The organism is Streptomyces sp. NPDC089919, from assembly GCF_040684615.1.
GTDB lineage: Bacteria > Actinomycetota > Actinomycetes > Streptomycetales > Streptomycetaceae > Streptomyces.
The window spans coordinates 1-18839 of sequence record NZ_JBFBGK010000136.1; the positions used below are offsets into that span (position 1 = coordinate 1).

Annotated in this window: 17 protein-coding genes, 1 pseudogene and 1 riboswitch; of the genes and pseudogenes, 13 read left to right on the plus strand and 5 right to left on the minus strand. The window is 75.1% G+C overall.

All coding sequences use genetic code 11. The features are described 5' to 3' along the window. Positions 1 to 89: 89 nt before the first annotated feature. Together AB0O40_RS34085 and AB0O40_RS34090 are read right to left on the minus strand one after the other, a co-directional pair. A pseudogene (locus tag AB0O40_RS34085) lies at positions 90 to 311 on the minus strand (gluconokinase); the annotation flags it as partial. A 12-nt stretch (positions 312 to 323) separates the two neighbouring features. Continuing rightward, positions 324 to 914: a TetR family transcriptional regulator gene (locus AB0O40_RS34090; protein WP_365049472.1), complete on the minus strand. Its 591-nt coding sequence runs from the start codon at positions 912 to 914 to the stop codon at positions 324 to 326. Positions 915 to 1030: 116 nt separating this feature from the next. On the opposite strand from AB0O40_RS34090, the gene AB0O40_RS34095 reads away from it, so the two are divergent. Continuing rightward, positions 1031 to 2218 (plus strand): FAD-dependent monooxygenase, encoded by a 1188-nt coding sequence (locus AB0O40_RS34095; protein WP_365049474.1) that lies wholly within the window; start codon positions 1031 to 1033, stop codon positions 2216 to 2218. Positions 2219 to 2290: 72 nt separating this feature from the next. Then, complete coding sequence (locus AB0O40_RS34100; protein ID WP_365049476.1) at positions 2291 to 3046, plus strand: class I SAM-dependent methyltransferase; 756 nt, start codon at positions 2291 to 2293, stop codon at positions 3044 to 3046. Between the two features lie 24 nt (positions 3047 to 3070). Here the strand turns inward: AB0O40_RS34100 and AB0O40_RS34105 are convergent, their stop codons facing one another. After that, positions 3071 to 3694 carry a LysE/ArgO family amino acid transporter gene (locus tag AB0O40_RS34105; RefSeq protein ID WP_365049478.1) on the minus strand — a complete coding sequence of 208 codons (624 nt, stop codon included), beginning with the start codon at positions 3692 to 3694 and terminating at the stop codon, positions 3071 to 3073. A 69-nt stretch (positions 3695 to 3763) separates the two neighbouring features. On the opposite strand from AB0O40_RS34105, the gene AB0O40_RS34110 reads away from it, so the two are divergent. After that, entirely contained in the window at positions 3764 to 4681 is a 918-nt protein-coding gene (locus tag AB0O40_RS34110) for a LysR family transcriptional regulator ArgP (RefSeq protein WP_365049480.1), read from the plus strand. 11 nt (positions 4682 to 4692) lie between these two features. Here the strand turns inward: AB0O40_RS34110 and AB0O40_RS34115 are convergent, their stop codons facing one another. Further along, entirely contained in the window at positions 4693 to 5490 is a 798-nt protein-coding gene (locus AB0O40_RS34115; protein WP_365049482.1) for a class I SAM-dependent methyltransferase, read from the minus strand. 258 nt (positions 5491 to 5748) lie between these two features. Between AB0O40_RS34115 and AB0O40_RS34120 the strand changes: the two genes are divergently transcribed. From AB0O40_RS34120 to AB0O40_RS34155, 8 genes are all read left to right on the plus strand, one after another. Continuing rightward, a complete protein-coding gene (locus AB0O40_RS34120; RefSeq protein ID WP_365049484.1) occupies positions 5749 to 6270 on the plus strand; it encodes a DUF4142 domain-containing protein in 522 nt (173 codons plus the stop codon). Between the two features lie 163 nt (positions 6271 to 6433). Further along, on the plus strand, positions 6434 to 7918 hold the full coding sequence (locus tag AB0O40_RS34125; protein ID WP_365049486.1) for an MFS transporter: 1485 nt from the start codon (positions 6434 to 6436) through the stop codon (positions 7916 to 7918). 74 nt (positions 7919 to 7992) lie between these two features. After that, a riboswitch (guanidine-III (ykkC-III) riboswitch) is annotated at positions 7993 to 8056 on the plus strand. 84 nt (positions 8057 to 8140) lie between these two features. Next, entirely contained in the window at positions 8141 to 8587 is a 447-nt protein-coding gene (locus AB0O40_RS34130; protein WP_365049488.1) for an Ohr family peroxiredoxin, read from the plus strand. After that, a complete protein-coding gene (locus tag AB0O40_RS34135; protein WP_365049490.1) occupies positions 8580 to 9035 on the plus strand; it encodes a hypothetical protein in 456 nt (151 codons plus the stop codon). The genes AB0O40_RS34130 and AB0O40_RS34135 overlap by 8 nt, the downstream gene beginning before the upstream one ends. A 421-nt stretch (positions 9036 to 9456) precedes the next feature. Beyond that, entirely contained in the window at positions 9457 to 10251 is a 795-nt protein-coding gene (locus tag AB0O40_RS34140; protein ID WP_365049492.1) for an alpha/beta hydrolase, read from the plus strand. A 206-nt stretch (positions 10252 to 10457) separates the two neighbouring features. Next, complete coding sequence (gene lanL / locus AB0O40_RS34145; protein ID WP_365049502.1) at positions 10458 to 13181, plus strand: class IV lanthionine synthetase LanL; 2724 nt, start codon at positions 10458 to 10460, stop codon at positions 13179 to 13181. 5 nt (positions 13182 to 13186) lie between these two features. Continuing rightward, positions 13187 to 13318, plus strand: coding sequence for a hypothetical protein (locus tag AB0O40_RS34150; RefSeq protein WP_365049494.1), 132 nt, complete (start codon positions 13187 to 13189; stop codon positions 13316 to 13318). A gap of 90 nt (positions 13319 to 13408) precedes the next feature. Then, positions 13409 to 14539, plus strand: coding sequence for a lanthionine synthetase LanC family protein (locus AB0O40_RS34155; RefSeq protein WP_365049496.1), 1131 nt, complete (start codon positions 13409 to 13411; stop codon positions 14537 to 14539). Between the two features lie 70 nt (positions 14540 to 14609). On the opposite strand, the gene AB0O40_RS34160 is transcribed toward AB0O40_RS34155, so the two are convergent. Next, positions 14610 to 16259 (minus strand): carbohydrate binding domain-containing protein, encoded by a 1650-nt coding sequence (locus AB0O40_RS34160; RefSeq protein ID WP_365049504.1) that lies wholly within the window; start codon positions 16257 to 16259, stop codon positions 14610 to 14612. A gap of 360 nt (positions 16260 to 16619) precedes the next feature. Here AB0O40_RS34160 and AB0O40_RS34165 point away from each other — a divergent pair, with 360 nt between their 5' ends. Together AB0O40_RS34165 and gap are read left to right on the plus strand one after the other, a co-directional pair. Then, positions 16620 to 17576 carry a helix-turn-helix domain-containing protein gene (locus AB0O40_RS34165; protein ID WP_365049498.1) on the plus strand — a complete coding sequence of 319 codons (957 nt, stop codon included), beginning with the start codon at positions 16620 to 16622 and terminating at the stop codon, positions 17574 to 17576. Positions 17577 to 17723: 147 nt separating this feature from the next. After that, positions 17724 to 18722 (plus strand): type I glyceraldehyde-3-phosphate dehydrogenase, encoded by a 999-nt coding sequence (gene gap, locus AB0O40_RS34170; protein ID WP_365049500.1) that lies wholly within the window; start codon positions 17724 to 17726, stop codon positions 18720 to 18722. Positions 18723 to 18839: the final 117 nt, after the last annotated feature.

Here is an 18839-nt window from a genome sequence, read left to right on the forward strand (position 1 = left end):
GATCGCCTCCGCCGGACATGTCCAACCAACAACGGCCCCCGGTCATTCCGAGGCCCCGGTCACACCACCTCGAGCCACAGCACCAGGTGGGAGCCCGCCCAGGCCCCGATCGCGTCCAGCCACGGCCACCGGTCCGCGTCCTCGAGGGGCACGCCGGCCGCCATCTTGGCGACGTTGCGGGCCGGGTGGAACTCGTCCCCCTCGGCGAAGCCGAGTCCGGCCTGCCGGGCGAGCAGCCGCCCGACGGTGGTCTTCCCGGTCCCGGACACCCCCATCACGACGATGACCGGTGCCGTGTCCGCCTGGTCCATGAGAGAGGCCTCCTAGTCGGCGAGGACGCTGTCGAGGGCGTGCCGGGCCACCCGGGTGAGCTCGGCCGGGTCGGGAGCGGGCCGGGCGCGGGACATGGCGCCGGTCAGGCGGTCGAAGAGGGTGCCCTCGGTCCAGGCGACCAGGAGCTCGGCGGCCTCCTGCGGGCGGGCGGCGCCCAGGGCCGTCAGGACGGCGGCGGCGCGGGCCCGGGAAGCCCGGCCGGCCTCCCGCAGGGCGGGCTCCAGTTCGGGGGTGCGCGCGGCCTCCAGGGTGAGCTCGAAGCGGGCGAGCTGGCGCTCGCGGCCGATGGTGAGCCAGCGGTGCAGCAGCCGGCCGAGCGCGGCGGCGGCCGCCTCCTTCCCTTCCTCCGGGCCGGCCGGCCCGGGCTCCGGCGGTTCGAAGTCCGCCAGGTCCAGTTCGGCGATCCGCGCGTAGCAGGCGCCGATCAGGGCGGTGCGGGTGCGGAAGTAGTAGGAGGTGCTGCCCGGCGGCAGGCCGGCCGCGGTGTCGATGGCGCGGTGGGTGAGTCCGCGCAGGCCGGCGGCGGCGACGGTGGCGATCGCGGTGTCCGCGATGAGGGTGCGGCGGTCTGGGCTGGACATGCCCTCACTCTACAGCTGTAGAGTGAGGGCATGCCTCTACAGCTGTAGAGGGTCATCGGTCGCCGGCGCCCGCGCGGGCCCGTCGCACCGACACGCCGAAACGGATGGGGTGTTCCATGCCGAACCGACACGCTGTGGTGGCCGGAGCCGGAATCGGCGGTCTGACGGCCGCCGTCGCACTGCACCGGCGCGGCTGGCGGGTCACCGTCTGCGAACGCGCGGACCGGGCCCCCGTCACCGGCGCCGGCATCGGGCTCGCGCCCAACGCCCTGCGCGCCCTGGAGGCCGTGGGCGTGGACGCGGCCCGGGCCACCGGCAGCGCCGTGCCCGCCACCATGGGCGTCCGCAGCGCCGACGGCCGCTGGCTCACCCGCACCGCGACGGCCGACCTCGCGGCCCGCTACGGAGTCGCCCCGATCGCGGTGCCGCGCCCGGCCTTCACGGCCGCGCTGGCCGCCGCCCTGCCGCCGGACGCCCTGCGCTACGGCACCGAGGTGACCGCCGTGGACGACGCCGGTGCCGCCCCGATCGTCCGGACCGCCGACGGCGCGGAGCTGGCCGCCGACCTGGTGGTGGCCGCCGACGGGATCCACAGCCCGCTGCGCCGCGCGCACTTCCCGGGCCACCCCGGTCTGCACTACACGGGCGAGATCGCCTGGCGGGCCCTGGTCGACGCACCCGACCTGCGGGTGTCGGCCATGAGCGAGACCTGGGGCCGCGGCGAGCGGTTCGGCGTCACCCCGCTCTCCGACGGCCGGTTCTACCTCTACGCCACGGCTGTGCTGCCGGCCGGCAGCCGCTCGCCCGACGCCCGCGCCGAACTCTCCCGCCGCTTCGCCGCCTGGCACGACCCGATCCCCGCGCTGCTGGAGCGGATCCGCCGCCTCGACCCGGCCGACGTGCTCCAGAACGACCTGTACGACCTGGCGGCCCCGCTGCCCACCCTGCACCGCGGCCGGATCGCCTGGCTCGGCGACGCCGCCCACGCCATGGCCCCCAACCTCGGCCAGGGCGGCTGCCAGGCCATCGAGGACGCCGCGGTCCTCGCCCACCTGCTCCCGGCCGGCGACGCCCCCGACGCCGCGCCGGCGATCCAGGCCGCCCTCGCCGCCTACACCGCCGCCCGCCGGGACCGCACCGACGCCGTCCGGCTGCGCGCCCGCCGGGTCGGCCGGCTGGGCGCCCTGCGCCACCCCCTCGCGGTGGCCGCCCGGGACTTCGTCGTCCGGGCCACCCCCGAGCGGCTGGCCCTGCGCGGCGCCGACGACCTCTTCAACGGATTCCGGCTGCCCGCCCGGGCCTGACCGGCGGCCCGCCGCCCGGAAGGAGCCCCGGCGCCCTGTTCCGCGGCGCCGCCCCCGGGGCATAGTCGGTCCATGACGGACGAGATCCCGGCCCATGAGCGGGCCCTGGCCTTCGACCGGGCCGCCCGCGCGTACGCCGCGTACCGGCCCGAGTACCCGGCGGCGGTCTTCGAGACCGTCGAGGAGTTCGGCGGCCTGAAGCTGGCCGGCGCCAGGGTCGCCGACGTCGGCACCGGCACCGGCCTGGCCGCCCGGGCGCTGCGGGCCCACGGCGCCCTGGTGACCGGGGTGGAGCCGGGTGCCGGGATGGCGGCGCAGTTCCGGCGCGAACTGCCGCAGGTGCCGGTGGTCCGCGGCGACGGCAACCGGCTCCCGCTGGCCGACGACTCCCTCGACCTGGTGACGTACGCCCAGTCCTGGCACTGGACCGACCCGGCGCGCGCCGTGCCCTCGGCCCTGCGGGTGCTGCGCCCGGGCGGCGTCCTCGCGCTGTGGTGGAACGACCCGGACCCGGACGTGCCGTGGGTGGCGGCACAACAGGCCCGGATCGTGGCGCGGTTCGGCGAGGGCTACTACATCTCCGACCGCACCCTGCCCCCGGGCCTGGCCTGGCGCACCCGGGAACTGCGCTGGTCGCGGCGGGTGTCCATCGACTTCCACCTGGCGAAGCTGGCCACCCACTCGGCCTTCATCCTGCTCGGCGAGGCGGGCGGCGCCCAGTTCCTCGCCACCGAACGCGCCCATCTGCTGCGGGACTTCCCGGACGGCGAACTGGACGAGCCGTACGTCACCACCGTCTCGGTCGGCCTCCCGGACGCGGCGCACTGACCGCGGGCCGGCGGCCCGCTCCGCTCAGGCCCCGGCGACCAGCATCCCGCCCATCGCCAGCATCGTCGCCGCGACCAGCCCGTCCAGCACCCGCCACGCCCGGGGCCGCGACAGTACGCCGCTCAGCAGGCGGGCCCCGAAGCCCAGGGCGAGGAACCAGGTCAGGCTGGCCGCGGCGGCCCCCGCGCCGAAGGCCCAGCGCAGCTCGCCCCGGTCGGAGGCGAGCGAGCCCACCAACAGCACGGTGTCCAGGTAGACGTGCGGGTTCAGCCAGGTCATCGCCAGGCAGGTGAGCACCACCCGGCGGGCCGACCCGGTGTCCGGACCGCCGGCCGTCAGCGCGGCCGCCGGATCCGGCCGCAGCACCCGCCGGGCCGCCAGGAAGCCGTACGTCAGCAGGAACGCCCCGCCGGCCAGGCCCACCGCGGTCAGCGCCGCCGGCCAGGCCGTGACCACCGCGCCCACCCCCGCCACGCCCAGCGCGATCAGCAGCGCGTCCGAGACGGCGCAGATGGCGACCACGGCCAGGACGGCGTGCCGGCGGGCGCCCTGGCGCAGGACGAAGGCGTTCTGGGCGCCGATGGCGACGATGAGGGAGAGTCCGGTACCGAAACCGGCGATCACGGCGGTGAGGATGCTGCTGGTCATGACTGCGACGGTAAGGACCGGTGCGGGATGAGTACAGCTAAAGATTCTTAGGTAGCCTTAGCCGTACTTATGGACGAGCTGCCGCTGGACCAGGTCCAGACCCTGCTCGCGGTGGTCGACGAAGGCACCTTCGACGCCGCGGCCGCCGTACTGCACGTGACCCCCTCCGCCGTCAGCCAGCGGGTCAAGGCGCTGGAGCAGCGCACCGGCCGGGTCCTGCTGCTGCGCACCAAACCGGTGCGGCCCACCGAATCCGGCGAGGTGGTCGTCCGCTTCGCCCGGCAACTGGCCCGGCTGGAGCGGGACGCCCGCGCCGAGCTGGGGCTGGCCCAGGAGCAGGGGCCGGCCCGGGTACCGATCGCGGTCAACGCCGACTCCCTGGCCACCTGGTTCCTGCCGGCCCTCACGCGGGTGCCGCAGGACCCGCCGATCTGCTTCGAACTGCACCGCGAGGACGAGTCCCACACGACCGCCCTGCTGCGCGAGGGCAAGGTGATGGCGGCCGTCACCTCCTCACCGGACCCGGTGGCCGGCTGTACGGTGCGCAGCCTGGGACTGGCCCGCTACCTGGCGGCGGCCACCCCGGAGTTCGCCGCCCGGCACCTGACCGGAAGCCTGGCGGAGGGGCTGCGGCAGGCCCCGGTGGTGGTCTTCGACCGGCGCGACGACCTCCAGGACGCCTACGTCCGCGCCCTGACCGGGGGCCGCTCGGGCGCCGGGCCGATCCGTCATCTGGTACCCACCTCCGACGGCTTCCGCGACGCGGTGGCCGCCGGCTTCGGCTGGGGCCTGGTCCCCGAACCCCAGGCCGAACCCCTGCTGCGCACCGGCCGCCTGGTCGAACTGGCCCCGGACCGCCCCCTGGACGTCCCCCTGTACTGGCAGCAGTGGAAACTCGACTCCCCGGCCCTGTCCACCGTCGCCCGCACCGTCGCCGCCGCGGCCGTCGCATCCCTCCGCCCACCGGGAGGCCCGCCCGCGGCCTGACGCCCGGCGGGTCAGGCGGGCTTGCGGCCCCAGGCGGTGAGCATGCCGGCGGAGAGGGAGCTACAGGCGGGGGAGGCGAGGTAGCCGACGGCTTCGTCGATGGCGCGGTCGTCGACCAGCCCGGTGGCGGTCATGGCCGGGCGACTGCGGTCCCAGGTGTCCGCCCAGAAGCGGCTGATCGGACTGCCCGGCTCCAGCGGCGGTACGTACAACTCGGCGGCCACCGGCTCCAGTCCGGCCGCGCGCAGCAGCTGCGGGTAGGACGGCACCCAGGAGACGTCGGTGCCGATGGTGGCCCGCAGCCCCTGCCACATCGCCCGCATCGCCGCCGTGTACGGGGTCGGTGGCGTCCGGTCGCCGGTCAGGTCGACCGCGTCGCTCAGGACGAGCACCCCGCCGGGCTCGACCAGGGCGGCCAGGGTCGTGATCATGCGCTCGTACCCGGCCAGGTGCATCAGCACGAACCGGGCGTGCACCAGCCGGAACGGGCCGCCGGGGGCGAAGTCCGGGGCGGTGGCGTCGGTTTCCAGCACCGTCAGCCCGGGCGCTGCGGTCAGGAACCGCACGTCCCGGTCGACCGCGAGCACACTGCTCACCCCGGCCTCCGCCAGCAGCCCCCGGGAGACGGTGCCGGTGCCGGCCCCCACGTCCAGGCAGTGCCAGCCGGGCCCGGCCCCCAGCGCCCGGAGCCGCGCCATCGTGATCCCGTCGTAGGCCAGGGCCCCGAAGTCGATCCGCTCGCCCTCGCCCGCCTGCTCCGGCCGGAAGACCGCCTCGCCGTACCGCCCGCCGCCCGCCCCGGCACTCACCGGAACACCTGCGCAGGGACGGCCGGCGCGGCGCGCCGGGACGAGGGGGACAGCGGGTCGAAGGTGCTCATGGCCGACCTCTTCTCAGGCGGGACGGTTTCACGTGAAACCAGGCACATTCCCATGAAACGCCCTGTGCCGGACAGCGGCACCCCCGTTTGGGCCGCCGCTGCGCGGACAGCCGCAGGGGGTGCGGCGACGGTGTTCACCGGGGCGGCGCCAGGCCCTCCGGCCGTCGGCGGCACGCGGGAGGCCGAGATGAGCGGCAGACGACGGACCATCCTCGCAGTGCTCGGACTGGCGGTGCTGGGGCCGGTCGTACCGGCGCTGGCGGCGCCGCAGCCGGGCAGCCCGGACGCGACCTTCGTGCAGACCATCCACCAGGGCAACCTCACCGAGATCGCGGCCGGCCAGGACGCGGAGAAGAACGGTCAGGACAGCTGCGTGAAGGAGGTCGCCGCGATCATCGTCCGCGACCACACCAAGCTGGACGAGCAGCTGTCCGACCTCGCCAAGAAGGGCAACGTGGTGCTCGCGGACGCCCCGAGCGCCACCCAGCAGGCCGGGCTCGACAAGGTGAAGGTGCTGGCCGGCACCGCCGGGTACGACAAGGCCTGGCTCGGCACCCAGGAGCAGTCCCACGAGGGCGCCCTCGCGCTGATCGACAAGCAGATCAAGGAGGGCAAGGATGCCGACACCGTGCAGGCGGCGCTGAAGGCCCGCCCGGTGGTCGCCATGCACCTGGACATGGTCCGCGGCGGCAGCTGTCACGTGATGTGAGCCCCGCCGCGTGGCGGCGCCCCCGTCCGACGGCCGCACGGCACGATCGGACCGCCGGGGCCGCCCACCGGACGGCATGCATCGGAACTCGCCCGTCCGGGCACCCGCGCTGATGACGGTCGGCCCGCAGCGGCCACCGCACCCGTCGTGCCGGGAGGTTGCCATGGTCGCCCATCCGTTGGACACGGAGCCGAAGCCCGGATCCGTGCACAGCACCGTGCCGCAGCGGATGGACCGCCTGCCCTGGAGCCGTTTCCACTGGCGGGTGGTGATCGCCCTCGGCATCACCTGGGTCCTGGACGGCATCGAGATCACCATCGCGGGCTCGATCGCCGACCGGCTCCGCGACGACCAGGCGCTCGGCTTCAGCTCGTCCCAGGTCGGGCTGACGGCCAGCATCTACCTGCTGGGCGAGGTCGTCGGCGCGCTGGTCTTCGGCCGCCTCGCCGACCGGCTGGGCCGCCGCAACCTCTTCATCGTCACCCTCGGGGTCTACCTGGTGGGCAACGGCCTCACCGCCCTGTCCATGAACTTCGCCTTCTTCGCCGTGACGCGCTTCATCGCGGGCACCGGCATCGGCGGCGAGTACGCCGCGCTCAACTCCGCGATCGACGAACTGATCCCCAGCCGCCACCGCGGCCACGCCGACCTGGCCATCAACGGCACGTACTGGCTGGGTGCCATGATCGGCGCCGCCGCCAACCTCGCCTTCCTCAACACCAAGCTCTTCGGTGTCGACCTCGGGTGGCGGCTCGGCCTGCTGGTCGGCCCGGCCATCGGCATGGCGATCTGGGGCCTGCGCCGCACCCTCCCGGAGAGTCCCCGCTGGCTGCTGACCCACGGCCGGGCCGAGGAGGCCGAGCAGGTGGTCGACGCCATCGAGCGCCAGGTCACGGCCGGGGGAGCACACCTCGATCCGGTGCCGGACAGCGAGGCCGTGGAGTACCGGCAACGCCCGCAGGTCGGGTACCGGGAGCTGGCCCGGATCCTGTTCCGCGACTACCGCACCCGGTCGGTCCTGGGCTTCATGCTCATGGTCACCCAGGCCTTCCTCTACAACGCGATCTTCTTCACCTACTCGCTGATCCTCGCCGAGTTCTACGGCATCCAGGACGGCGCCGTCGCCTACTTCATCTTCCCCTTCGCGCTCGGCAACCTGGCCGGTCCGCTCCTGCTCGGCCGGTACTTCGACAGCCTGGGCCGGCGCCGGATGATCGGCTCGACCTACTGCGCCTCCGGGGCCCTGCTCGTCCTGACCGGCTGGCTCTTCGCCCAGGGCGTGCTGACCGCGGTGACCCAGACCGTGCTCTGGTGCGTGATCTTCTTCATCGCCTCCGCGGCCGCCTCCTCCGCCTACCTGACCGTGAGCGAGGTCTTCCCCGTGGAGATGCGGGCCCAGGCGATCTCCTTCTTCTTCGCCCTGTCCATGCTCTTCGGCGGGGTGGTCGCGCCCTGGCTGTTCGCCACCCTGATCGGCGAAGGCCACAACCCCTGGCGGGTGTTCGCCGGCTACACGGTCGGCGGGGTGCTGATGGTCCTCGGCGGCCTCACCGCCTTCCGCTGGGGCGTGGACGCCGAACGACGCTCGCTGGAGCACGTCGCGACCCCGCTGTCCGCGGTGCCGCGGACCGCCGACGCGGCGCGGTGACCGGCGGCCGGACCCGGGTGAGGAGGGTCACCGGCCCGCAGGGAAGCGCCGGACCTGCGGCGTTGCTACATTGAGCGCGGCCCGGCTTGCGGGCCCCGGACGAGATGCGCCGTACCCGGTCATGCACGACGACGCGCCCCCAAGGCGCCGTCGTACCGGCGGGCGCCGTCACGCCGTCCGGCCCCGGGCGGCGTCCCCTCGTCGCACAGATGGGCCGACCTCATGACCGTGCCGCTCACCACCACCCTGTACCGGACCACCGCGCACGCCAGCGGCGGCCGCACCGGCTCGGTGGTCACCGACGACGGGCGCCTCGACGTCCGGCTCGCCCCGCCGCGCAAGAAGGTCCCCGGCACCACCAACCCCGAACAGCTCTTCGCCGCCGGGTTCGCGGCCTGCTTCACCTCCGCCCTGGCGGAGGTCGCCGCGGACTTCGGGGCGGACGCCTCGGCCGCACAGGTGGCCTGCGAGGTGCGGCTGGGCACCACCGACACCCCCGCGGGCTACGGCCTGGCCGTGAGCCTGACCGTCTCCCTCCCGGGCTGGGCCGCGGACGACCTGCTGCCGCTGCTGCGCCGGGCCGACGCGGTCTGCCCGTACTCCCAGGCCGTGCACGGCAACATCGAACTCACCCTGCACGCCGTCGACGGCACCACCCCCGGTGTCTGAGCCGACCGCCGTCCTCGGGCGCGCCCCGGCCCCGGGCGGACCGGGCATCCCGCTGCCCGGCCGGGGCGCCTGGCTGCGGCGCGGGATCAGCCGCGACGGCGGGCCGCTGGCCGAGCCGGAGCACGTGGTGTGGCTGCAGACCGGCCCCTACTTCGCCGACAGCCGCGGTTTCGCGGGCCGGACCGGCTACGACGGGTCCCGGGTGCACTTCCACCACCTCACGGGCGAGCCCGGCGAGGACATCGGCAGCTTCCGCCAGGAGGGCGCCGACCTCGTGGAGTGGGGCACCAACACCGACGGCAGCACCTTCCTCGAGATCTGGACCCCGCTGCCGGTGCCCGCCGACGCGCCCGACGGCTCCTGGACCGGCCCGGGCCGGCACACCGTGCGGATCGGGCCGCACGTGGTGCACGTGGACTCCCGCGGTGGGTCGTACTGGCGGCTGTGACCGCGCCGGCCGGGGCTCCGGGGGCCGGAGCGGGGGGCCGGCGGCGGTGCGCTGACCGGAACACTACGGACATGCCGCCGCTCAAACGTCCTACTGACCAGTGCTATTCCCGGGGGATGGCGAATTCGATCCACCCGGCCGGTGTTTCCTGAGCCGTTCTCCGACGACATTCCATTGCCATTCGTGGAGAATTCGAGCGGTATTCCAGAGCCCGGTCCCGGAGGCGGTCGCCCGCCCACCGTTGTCCACATCGTGGCAGGTCGGAGCGGTGTGATCGCGAGGCGCCGGGCCGCCCGGCCGTCCGGCGCGCTGGCAAGACCGAGATTCTGCCCCCTGAACGCCACCGCCCAGATTTGGCCTGTTGACGACTGTCGAGGTGCGTGAATACATGAGGAGCACGCCAATTCGACAGGAGATATCGATGGAGAAGGTCGTTTCGGGGGACGGCACGACGATTGCTTACGAGAAAACGGGTGAGGGTCCGCCGATCGTCCTGCTCGGCGGTGGGTTCCGCGACCACACGGCGTTCTCGACCCTGGTGCCCGAGCTCGCCCCGCACCTGACGGTCTACGCCTACGACCGCCGCGGCCGGGGGCAGAGCGGGGACGCGCCCGAGTACTCGGTGCAGCGCGAGGTCGAGGACCTGGCGGCCGTGATCGAGGCGGCCGGCCGGGACGCGGTGGTCTTCGCCGTGTCCAGCGGCGCGATCCTCGCGCTGGAGGCCGCGATGGCGGGCGTGCCGATGGGCGGGCTCGTCGTCCTGGAGCCGCCCTACCGGGTCGAGGGCTTCCGCAAGCCCGAGCCGGAGTTCGCCGAGAAGCTGCGGGTGCTCCTGGACACGGACCGCAGCGGCGCCGTGGAGTACTTCCTGGCCGAGCACGTCGGCTTCCCGCCGGACTGGATCGAGGACTGGAAGTCCGGCCCGATGTGGGAGGCCAACGTCGCGCTGGCCCACACCCTCGCCTACGACACCGTCCTGATGGGCGACGGCCGGATACCGGTCGAGCGGCTGGCCCAGACCCAGGTGGAGACGCTGATGGTCAACAGCGACTCCACCGGCGACTGGCTGCTGGCCGCCGCCGCGGCCACCGCCGCCGCGCTGCCCAACGGCCGCCGGCTCCAGCTGCCGGGCCTGTGGCACCGCGTCACGCCCGAGGTGATGGGCCCCGTCCTGGTGGAGTTCTGCACCGCCGACCGTCAGCTGAAGGCCGCCTGAGCGCGGCCGGCTGACGGGCCGCCGGGGCAGGGCGGCGCCGCAGCGAAGGAGCCCCGGCGGGTCACCCGCCGGGGCTTTCGTCGTCTGTTCAACTGCTTCCGTCCCCGCGGTTGAACAGGACGGCCGACCCGGGGCGGGCGGATCCCGCTGTCCGGTTTCCGGCGTTACCGGCCCGCTCCGGCGCTGCCATACTCCGGAACGTGGCCATGAGTTATCAGGCGATCACCCGGCGTGCGCTCGGCGCGGCGCTGTCCGACTGGACGCTGCAGGACGGCGGGACCTGGTGCATGGTCACCCCGCAGCAGGCCGAACTCCGCGAACAGGGCTGGAAGTTGCACGTCTCGGCCACCGTCGCCTCGGCCCCGTCGGTGCTGGCCGGTGCGGCGGCCGTGCTCGGCGCCTCGCCGTGCGCGTTCAAGTTCGCCGTCTCGCCCCGCGTCACTGCCGAGCTGACCGCCGTCCGGGCCTCCCGGGCGCAGTCGGGCAAGTTCCTCACCGTCTACCCGGCCGACGACGAGCAGTTGCGCGAACTCGCCGAGCGACTGCACCGGGCCACCGCCGGGCTGGCCGGGCCGGCCATCCGCTCCGACCGCCGCTACCGGCCCGGCAGCCTGGTCCACTACCGCTACGGAGGCTTCGCCCGGCCCCGCGAACTCGACGACGAGGGCTTCTACACCGGCCTGCTCCGGGCCCCCGACGGCAGTTCGGTCCCCGACCTGCGCAACCCCTGGTTCTCCCCGCCCTCCTGGGCCGAACCGCCCTTCCCCGCCCCCGCCCGCACCACCCGCCGGCCCGGCGATCCGGTGCTGCTGGCCGGCCGCTACGAGGTGCGCGAGGCCATCCGGCACGCCAACCGCGGCGGGGTCTACCGGGCCCGGGACCGGCACTCGGACACCGACGTCCTGCTCAAGGAGGCCCGGCCGCACATCGGCGCCTCGCCCGACGGCACCGACGCCCGGGACCTGCTGCGGTACGAGGCCGCCGTGCTGGCCCGGCTCGGCCCCGCCGGCCTCACCCCGCGACCCCACGAGGTCTTCGAGGCGGGCGGGCACCTCTTCCTCGCGGAGGAACTGATCGAGGGCGTCAGCCTGCACCGGTGGTCCGCCGACCGGGCGGAGGAGCACGGTGGCCTGATGCCGGTGGTGGAGCTGCGCCGGCTCGCCCGCTCGCTGACCGCGCTGCTCGCCCGGGTGCACGCGGCCGGGTACGTGCTGCGCGACCTCAAGCCCACCAACGTGATGATCACTCCGGCCGGCCGGCCGGTGCTCATCGACCCGGAGTGCGCCCTGGCCGCCGACGCCACCGCGCACGCCGCCGGCACCCGCGGCTTCACCGACCCCGCCCACCTCGACGACATCCGCGCCCTCGCCCCCGACGGCACCCCGCGCCGGATCCCGGCCCCCGGCCCGGCCGCGGACTGCTTCAGCCTCGGCGCCACGCTGCTGCACGCCGCGTCCGGGATCAACCCGGTGCTCGCCCCGGACTCCGCCCCGGCCCGGCCGGCCGGCGAGCGGATCGCGGCGATGGTGGCCGCCGCCCGGCCCGGCTGCCCGGCCCTTGACGACCTCGCGCCGCTGGTCCTCGGGCTCACCGCGGACGGCCCGGCCCGCTGGACCCTGCCCCGGGCCGCGGCGTACCTGGCCGCCCCGGCCGCGGTCCCGCGCACCACCGCCGGCACGCCCCCGGACCCCGGCACCACGGCGGCGGCCGCCCGGTTGCTCCGGGACGGCCTGGACCACCTCGCCGACACGCTCGACCCGGCCGGCGAACACCTGTGGCCGCCGCCCCGGTCGCTGCCGCCCGGAGACCCCTGCAACGTCCAACTCGGCGCCGCGGGCGTGCTCGCCGTACTCGACCGGGCCGCCCGGGCCGGCGCCGGCCCGGCCGGCGCCGGCCCGGCCGTCGAGGCGGCGCTGGTCACCGGCGCCCGGTGGCTGGCACGGCAGTTGGACCGCCCGGGGAGGATCCTGCCCGGCCTCTACTTCGGCCGCTCCGGCACGGCCTGGGCGCTGTACGACGCGGCCGTCACCCTGGACGAGCCGGCGCTGGCGGCCCGGGCCCGGGACTACGCCCTCGGCATCCCCCTCGACTGGCACAACCCCGACGTGTGCCACGGCCTGGCCGGCGCCGGTCTGGCCCAGCTGCACCTGTGGCGGCGGACCGGCGATCCGCGCTTCGCCGAGCGGGCCGGGCGGTGCGCCGACGGGGTGCTGGCCCGTACCGCGGAGCCGGGCGGAGTGGACTGGCCGCTCGGCCCCGGCCACCGCCGTGACCTCGCCGGCTGCACCTCGTACGGCTTCGGCCACGGCGTCGCCGGGGTCGGTGCCTTCCTGCTGGCCGCCGGGACCGCGCTGCAGCGGCCCGAGCTGGTCGAGATCGCGGCGGCCGGCGGGCACGCCCTGTGCGCCCTGGCCGAGCGGCGGGGCGGGGCCGCGGTCTGGCCGAAGGGCCCCGGCCGCACCGAGCGCACCGGCCTCGACTTCTGGTGCAACGGGGCATCCGGGATCGGCACCTTCCTCGTGCCGCTGTGGCAGGTCACCGGGGAGCCGGTCTTCCGGGAGCACGCCGAGCTGGCCGCCCGGGCGGTCCGACTGGACCGCTGGCGACTGGGCCCCAGCGCCTGCCACGGGGTCGCGGGCAACGCGCACCTGCTGCTGGACCTGGCGGAGGCCACCGGCGAGGAGCGGTACCGCGCCTGGGCGGGCGAGGCCGTGACCTGCCTCGCCGTCCGCGCCGCCCGGCGGGAGGGACGGCTGCTGGTCCCCGACGAGACACTGCGCGAGGTGCACGCGAGCTACCAGGTGGGGCTGGCCGGGGTGCTGGACCTGCTGCTGCGCCTCGTCCACGGCGGCGGCCGTTCCTGGCTGCCCGGCACCACCGGGCCGCCGGCCGCCGCGTCCCCGTTGCCCGGTCCTGAGGGAAGGAGGTGAGATTGATGGAGAGTGAGGTCCTCGAACTGCAGGAACTGCCGGAGACGGACGAGCAGATGCTCGAGCCGGCGATGTGCTGCGACACCGACCACACCAGCGGCCAGTGCACCGACCCGCCGCGCTGTCCGCCGGAGTGAGTCCCCGGCCCTGAGGTCCCCGGCCGGCCGGAGTCCGCGGCCGGCCGGGGACCGGGCCCCGGATCCGGACACCCCTACGAGGAGCCGCCCGTGCCGCACCCCGCCGAGCCGCCCTGGTCCCCCCTCCTGACCGGGGCGGCGGCGCGGGCGGCCCTGGACGCCGTGGCGGCGCTGACCGGCCGGCCGCGTCCGGCGCCGCGCCGGGTCCGGCCCGATCTCGCGGCCGGCGGGCCGGGGCTGGCGCTGGTCTTCCACCAGTGGGGACTGGTCCACCCGGGAGCGGGCTGGGCGGAGCCGGCCCGCGGGTACCTGGCGGCCTCGGCCGCGGGGGACCGGCGGCTCTCCGGCGGCGGGCCGCCCTCGCCGGGCCTCTTCGGGGGCCTGGCCGGGCTGGCGTTCGCCGCCTGGCTGGCGGATCCCGGCGGGCACCTGCTGGCCGAGGCCCACGAGAGGGTGGTGCGCCGGACCGCCGATCGGGTCCGGGAGCTGGCGGACCCGTCGCCCCGGTCGCCGGACTTGCGCGTCTCCGGGCCGGCCGTGGACCTGGTCACCGGACTCACCGGCAGCGGCGCCTATCTGCTGTGCCGCGCCGAGGACCCCGGGGCGCGGTCCGTGCTGGAGGCGTTGCTGCGCGCCCTGGTCCTGTGGGCGGAACTGCCCCCGACCGGGGGGCTGGACCGCGGGATGGCGCACGGTGCGGGCGGGCCGCTGGCCCTGCTCGCGCTGGCCGCCCGGGCCGGGGTCACCGTACCGGGCCAGCGCCCGGCGACCGCGCGGCTGGCCGAACGGATCCTCGCGCCGGACGCGCCGGGCCCGGACCGGCCCGGTCCGCCCCCTTCGTGGTGCCGCGGGGGCCCCGGTACCGCCCGCGCCCTGTGGCTCGCCGGGGTGGCGCTCGACGACCCCGGCCTGCGGGAGCAGGCCGTACGGCTCCTCAAGGGAGCGCTGCACCAGCCCACGCCCGGGCACCGGCCCGCGGACGCGCCGGGGCTGTGCCACGGGCGGGCCGGTCTGCTCCAGATCACCCTGCGCTTCGCCCGGGACACCGGTGACCCGCAACTCGCCCACGAGGCGGTACGGCTGGCCGCACCGCTCGCGGCCGGCGGACCGCACCCGGGCGGGGCGGGCTTCCTGGACGGTGCGGCGGGGACGGCCCTGGCGCTGCTGGCCGCCGCCACCGCGGACCGCCCGGTCTGGGACCGGGCGCTGCTGCTGTCCTGACCGGCCCGCCGTCCACGATGAGCGGGGGCGGCCCCGTGCCGGGCCGCCCCCGCTGTGTGCGTCGTCCGGATCAGCCGGTGAAGCCCGCCGTGATGGAGGTGAACTGCCAGTCGCTCTGGGCGATCCCGGAGCAGTTCTCCTGGAGGCCGCCGCCGGGGCAGCCGCGGTCGCGGTTGACCGACCAGAAGGCCAGCCGGGCGATGTGGTGGGAGTTGGCCCAGTTCCGGATGTCGGTCCAGTTTTGGATCGTGGTGGTCTCCGAGTTGTCGCTCAGGCCGTTCATCCCGGAGATGCCGATGTGGGCGTAGGCGGTCGCGTCGTCCCAGCCGTTGACCGACTTGAGCTTGGCCTTCAGGCCCTCCGTCGCGCTCACGGTGGAGGCGTACATGTCCGTGGAGGCGTCGCCGAAGTCGAAGGGCATGATGGTGAAGACGTCGATGCCGGCGTCCAGCGCCTTGGCCTGCTGGATCAGGCGGTTGCCCCAGGTGGTGGGGCCCGAGGTGGCGGTGCCGAAGGTCAGGATGGTCCGCAGGCCCGGGTTGTTCTGCTTGACGATCTTGAGGGCGCCCAGGATGCGGTCCTGGACCACGGCGTTCTCGAACTCGTCGGTGTTCTCGATGTCCACGTCGATGGCCTTGAGGCCGTAGGCGTCGATGACCTTCTGGTAGGCGCCGGCCAGGGCTTCGGGGGTGGTGCAGTTGGGGCCGAGCTTGTTGCCCTGCCAGCCGCCGATGGAGGGCACGATGTCCCCGCCCGCCGCGCGGATCGCGTTGATCGCGCTCTGGTCCTGGCCGCCGGTCAGCGGGCGCTCGCCGTCCCAGGACGGGTTGCAGCCGCCGGAGGAGAGGATGAAGGCCATGGTGAACCACTTGACGCCGGTGGCGTTCATCACCGTCGTCGGGCTCGGCGGGTTGCCCCAGCCGGTGTAGTAGTAGGGCGCGGCCTGCTTGAAGCCGGTGGGCGGGGTGGTGCTGCCCTTGTCGGTGGTGACGCTGACCGCGTTGGAGGCGGCCGAGGTGTTCCCGGCGGCGTCCCGGGCGCGGACGGTGAAGGTGTACGCGGTCTCGGGGGTCAGGCCGGAGACGGTGGCGCTGGTGATGTTCGAGCCGGTGACCCTGGTCCCGCCCTGGTACACGTCGTAACCGCTGACGCCGACGTTGTCGGTGGAGGCGGTCCAGGCCAGGTTGACGGTGGTGGCGCTCTTGCCGGTGGAGGTCAGGTTCCCGGGCGCGGTGGGTGCCTGGGTGTCGGCGCTGCCGCCGGGGCCGTCCAGCGCGACGTCGTCCGCGTAGTAAGTGCCCTGTCCGTACCAGCCGTTGAGGTAGATCTCGGCGCTGGTCTGGGCGGCGCCGGTGGTGAAGCTCACGGTCAGCTTGGAGTACGCGCCGGCCGACGGGGTCCAGGTGGAGGCCCCGCCGGTGACGCCGAGGTAGACGTAGCTGCCGCGGACCCAGGCGGAGAGGGTGTACTTCGTGTTCGGCTGCACGGCCACGGTCTGGGTGCACTTGGCGTTGTCGCTCGCGGTGGCCGCGCCGGCCAGCGCCTTGGCGCCGCCGTGCACGGGCGAGGAGACGGCCGAGCCCAGGCCGCCGCTACAGGACCAGCCGGCGGTGCCGGCCTCGAAGTCGCCGTTGGAGAGCAGGTTGGCGCCGAAGGCCGCGCCGGGGGAGGTGAGCACCGCGGCGGCGCCCAGCAGGGTGGCGCCGAGGCCGCAGGCCAGGCGCGTTCGGGTACGGGTGGACGTGCGCAAGGGGGTGCCTCCAGAGGGAATGGGGGGACGGCGCGGAGCGCGGAGCGCGGGCGTGACGTCGACCGGGACGGTGGGGGGCGGGGGAGTGGGGCCGGCGGGGCGGACCCGTCGGGATGGCCGTACTCCCGGTCGGCGGTGGGGAGTTGACGCGTCGCTGCTTCGTGACCGGGAACCTATTGCGCTGCCGGGGGCCCCGTCAACAGGTCTGGACCAATTGATCCGGAGTGGCCGATACCGAGCGGCGGCGGGTGTCCGGCGCGCCGTCCCGGCGGGCGCGGACACCCGCCCGCCCTGTCGGGGGCGCGCCCGCCGCCCGCGTACCCTCGGTGGGTGCCAGCCTCCCGCCCCCACCGCGTCGCCGTCCTCGTCCTCGAAGGCGCCAAGCCCCTGGACGTCGGCATCCCGGCGCAGGTGTTCACCACCCGCGCGAGCATGCCGTACGAGGTGCGGGTCTGCGGGGCCGTGCCCGGGCCGGTGACCGGCGGCGACGGGCTCTCGTACGCGGTCGCCCACGGCCTGGAGGCGCTGGAGTGGGCGGACACCGTCTTCGTCCCCGGCTACCGCCACCCCGACCGCGAGGACCCGCCCCGGGCCGTCCTGGACGCGCTGATCGCCGCCCATCGGCGGGGCGCCCGGCTCGCCGGCATCTCCACCGGGGCCTTCGCCCTCGCCGCCACCGGCCTGCTCGACGGCCGGCGCGCCACCACCCACTGGCACTACACCCGGGCCCTGGCCGAACAGCGGCCCCTGGTCCGGGTCGACGAGAACGTCCTGTTCGTCGACGAGGGCACCGTCCTGACCTCGGCCGGCGCCGCCTCCGGCATCGACCTGTGCCTGCACATCCTCCGCCGCGACCTGGGCGTGGCCGCCTCCAACCACGCGGCCCGGCGGCTGGTCGCCGCCCCCTACCGCAGCGGCGGCCAGGCCCAGTACGTCCCGCGCAGCGTCCCCGAACCGCTCGGCGAACGCTTCGCCGCCACCCGCGAGTGGGCGCTGCACCGGCTCGGCGAACCGCTGACCCTGGAGGTGCTGGCCCGGCACGCCGCGGTCTCGCCCCGCACCTTCTCCCGGCGCTTCGCCGAGGACACCGGCTACACCCCGATGCAGTGGGTGATGCGGGCCCGCATCGACATGGCCCGGGAACTGCTGGAGCGCTCGGAGCGCGGGGTCGAGCAGATCGCCGCCGACGTGGGCCTGGGCACCGGCTCGAACCTGCGCCTGCACTTCACCAAGATCCTCCGGACCACCCCGAGCGAGTACCGGCGCACCTTCACCCGCGGCGAGTGACCCCCACGACGGGGCGTCGTCCCTGGTGGGAGCCGGAATCGGGGGGTGTCCACGCGGCTGGCGCGATCCTTGCGGACCATGGCAATCTCGCCGCTGTCACGGCCGAGCGGCGCGCGCGAAGCTGGGTGCGAACCGGAGGGACACACCATGACTCGCATCGCCATCAACGGATTCGGCCGCATCGGACGCAACGTCCTGCGCGCACTGCTCGAGCGCGACAGCAAGCTCGAGATCGTCGCCGTCAACGACCTGACCGAGCCCACCGCCCTGGCGCGGCTGCTGGCCTACGACAGCACCTCGGGCCGGCTCGGCCGCCCGGTGACCGTCGAGGGCGACGTGCTCGTCGTCGACGGCCGCCGCATCAAGGTGCTCGCCGAGCGCGAGCCGGCCCAGCTGCCCTGGGCCGAGCTCGAGGTCGACATCGTGCTCGAGTCCACCGGCCGCTTCACCTCGGCCACCGCGGCCCGCGCCCACATCGAGGCGGGCGCCCGCAAGGTGCTCGTCAGCGCCCCCGCGGACGGTGCCGACGTCACCCTCGCGTACGGCGTCAACACCGACGCGTACGACGCGGAGCTGCACACCATCGTCTCCAACGCCTCCTGCACCACCAACGCGCTGGCCCCGCTGGCCGCGGTGCTCGACGAGCTGGCGGGCATCGAGCACGGCTTCATGACCACCGTGCACGCCTACACCCAGGAGCAGAACCTCCAGGACGGCCCGCACCGCGACCCGCGCCGCGCCCGCGCCGCCGGCGTCAACATCGTGCCGACCACCACCGGCGCCGCCAAGGCCATCGGCCTCGTGCTGCCCCAGCTCGACGGCAAGCTCTCGGGCGACTCCATCCGCGTCCCCGTCCCGGTGGGCTCGATCGTGGAGCTGAACACCACCGTCGCCCGCGACGTGACCCGCGAGGACATCCTGGCCGCCTACCGCACCGCGGCCGAGGGCCCGCTGGCGGGCGTGCTCGAGTACTCGGAGGACGCGCTGGTCTCCGCCGACATCGTCGGCAACCCGCACTCCTCCATCTTCGACTCGGAGCTCACCCGCGTCGACGGCCGCCACGTCAAGGTCGTCGCCTGGTACGACAACGAGTGGGGCTTCTCGAACCGCGTGATCGACACGCTCGAGCTGATCGCCGCCCGCTGACCGGCAGGCGCGGTCACGCCCGCTGATCCCGCCGGGGCCGCGGCCCGAGACCTCCGAGTTGTCTCCGCGAGAATCTTTCTTCTTGTCCATGTACCCGGGTGGAATCTGCGCCGCGAT

Excerpts from the sequence above, each read along its gene's own strand:
- AB0O40_RS34095 (WP_365049474.1), top strand. The coding sequence starts at position 1,031 with ATGCCGAACCGACACGCTGTGGTGGCCGGAGCCGGAATCGGCGGTCTG.
- AB0O40_RS34140 (WP_365049492.1), top strand. The coding sequence starts at position 9,457 with ATGGAGAAGGTCGTTTCGGGGGACGGCACGACGATTGCTTACGAGAAA.
- AB0O40_RS34120 (WP_365049484.1), top strand. The coding sequence starts at position 5,749 with ATGAGCGGCAGACGACGGACCATCCTCGCAGTGCTCGGACTGGCGGTG.
- AB0O40_RS34150 (WP_365049494.1), top strand. The coding sequence starts at position 13,187 with ATGGAGAGTGAGGTCCTCGAACTGCAGGAACTGCCGGAGACGGACGAG.
- AB0O40_RS34090 (WP_365049472.1), bottom strand. The coding sequence starts at position 914 with ATGTCCAGCCCAGACCGCCGCACCCTCATCGCGGACACCGCGATCGCC.
- AB0O40_RS34130 (WP_365049488.1), top strand. The coding sequence starts at position 8,141 with ATGACCGTGCCGCTCACCACCACCCTGTACCGGACCACCGCGCACGCC.
- gap (WP_365049500.1), top strand. The coding sequence starts at position 17,724 with ATGACTCGCATCGCCATCAACGGATTCGGCCGCATCGGACGCAACGTC.
- AB0O40_RS34110 (WP_365049480.1), top strand. The coding sequence starts at position 3,764 with ATGGACGAGCTGCCGCTGGACCAGGTCCAGACCCTGCTCGCGGTGGTC.
- lanL (WP_365049502.1), top strand. The coding sequence starts at position 10,458 with ATGAGTTATCAGGCGATCACCCGGCGTGCGCTCGGCGCGGCGCTGTCC.
- AB0O40_RS34125 (WP_365049486.1), top strand. The coding sequence starts at position 6,434 with ATGGTCGCCCATCCGTTGGACACGGAGCCGAAGCCCGGATCCGTGCAC.
- AB0O40_RS34100 (WP_365049476.1), top strand. The coding sequence starts at position 2,291 with ATGACGGACGAGATCCCGGCCCATGAGCGGGCCCTGGCCTTCGACCGG.
- AB0O40_RS34105 (WP_365049478.1), bottom strand. The coding sequence starts at position 3,694 with ATGACCAGCAGCATCCTCACCGCCGTGATCGCCGGTTTCGGTACCGGA.